At 74.2% G+C, this 1,882-nt stretch carries 1 pseudogene; it reads right to left on the bottom strand.

Going from position 1 to position 1,882, the window contains the following annotated elements:
* A pseudogene (locus G3I65_RS35295) lies at positions 1-1,882 on the bottom strand (SARP family transcriptional regulator); the annotation flags it as partial.

The raw sequence follows: 1,882 nt of genomic DNA, 5'->3' as shown, positions 1-1,882 counted from the left end.
CGTGGCCAGCACCGCGGCCGGGTCCTCCTCGATCAGCCCGCGGCACCACGACGCCGCCGCGTGCGCCCGCGCCGGCCGCCGTTCCTTCGCCGCTTCTTCTTCGCAGACGGCGAGGGCGCGGTGCGCGCGGACGCGGTCGTCCTGCTCCATCGCCAGCCGCACGAACGCCGGCAACCACTGGTGCCGCAACATCATCGCCGCGTACGTCGGGTTCAGGATCGGCTCGAGGACGGTCAGCGCGCGGACCCGGTCGCCGCGCTGTTCGGCCGCGAGGGCGTCGGCGACCAGCAGGAAGTCGAAGCTCTCGCGCTCGGCGCCGGTCGCCGGGGCGTACTCCTCCGCCGCGTCGAGGTGCGCGGCGGCCTGGGCCCGGTCGTCGCGGCGGCCGGCGATCAGCGCGGCGACGCCGTGCAGCAGCAACGCGGCCGGTCCGGGCTCGCGCAGGCCGTAGAACGTGATCGCCGGGCCGTCCTCGATGACCGTGTCCAGCTCGACCAGCGCCTCGTCCCAGCGGCCTTCCCAATACCGGTGCACCGCCGCGGACACCTGCAGCCCGACGGGCAGCGAGTGCCGTGCCGCGACCTCACCGGCCGCGCGCAGGGCGTCGCCCGCTTCGGCCAGGCGGTCGAGGTTCTGCAGCGTGAAGACGCGGTTGTCGAGCAGGTCGAGGTGCAGGTCGGCCAGCTCGTGCTCGTCGCCGACGGCCTCGATCGCCGCGTCGACGTGGCCGAGCGCGCGGTCGTGCTCGCGGCGCACCGAATCGAGCAGCCACAACGTCTGCAGCGCGTGCGCGGTCACGTACCGGTCGCCGCCGGCGAGTGCTTTCGTTTCGCGCGCCGCCTTTTCCGCGGCGTCCAAATCGGACAGATCGCCGCGCCGGAAGTTGGCGAGCAGCTGCCGGTGCTTGACCCGCCAGATCTCCGGTACCGCCGGATCGTCGACCACGCCGGCCAGCGTCGCGACCGCGCCTTCGGTGTCGCCGCGGCGGTGCCGCAGCGCCGCGACGACGTGCCGCATCTCCTCGACCGAATCCGGGTCGGTGGCGACTTCGATGGCCTGCTGCGCTTGGGTTTCCGGGCTGCGCTCCAACCGGAACAGCACCTTGACCAGCGCGACGAGCAGCACCTCCCGGCGCGGTCCGGCCCCGGCGGCCAGCGCCCGTTCCAGCAGCTCGACGGCGATCAGCGGCGCCCGGTTGGAGACGGCGGCGTGGTGCCCGGCGAGCCAGTCGAGCACCCATTCGTCCACTGTGGCCGGTGCGGCCACCAGCTGTTCGGCGACCCGCTTCACCGGCGCGCCGATCCCGGCGAGCGCCTCGGCCGCCTGCCGGTGCAGCGCCGCCCGCGTCGCGCCCGGCAACCGGTCGTAAAGCGCTTGCCGCAGCAGGGGATGGCGGAACGCGAGCTGCGTGCCGGTGTCGATGAGGACGTTCGCCGAGACGGCTTCTTCGAGCGGCTCCAGCAGGTCCGACGGCCGGCTGCCGAGCACCGCGGCGACGTCCCCGACCGCGAACTCCATGCCCAGCAACGCACCCCAGCGCAGCACTTCCTGCGTCCGCGTGCTGAGGAAGTCCAGCCGCCGGTCGACGGCGGCGACCAGCGAACTGGGTGCCTCGAACTCGGCCGGGTCGTCGACGTCGGCCTCGCCGCCGCTCACCTCGACCGCGCCGGCGCGCAGCAGGACGTCGACCATTTCCTTGACGTACAACGGATTTCCGGCACCACGGGCGGCCAGCTCGCGCAGCCCCGGCCCGGGCGGCGCCCCGATCCGGTCCTCGATCAGCCGTCCGACGTCTTCGCCGGTCAGCGGCGCGAGGTCGAGCACGACGCCGTCGCGTGCCTGGACGCCGCGGCGCAGCTGGGCGAGCTCGGCGCGGTCCGGC

This window comes from Amycolatopsis sp. SID8362, from assembly GCF_010550475.1.
Taxonomy (GTDB): Bacteria; Actinomycetota; Actinomycetes; order Mycobacteriales; family Pseudonocardiaceae; genus Amycolatopsis; species Amycolatopsis eburnea.
Note: the sequence above shows the minus strand (reverse complement) of the source record. Positions and strands in the feature narration are given on the sequence as shown.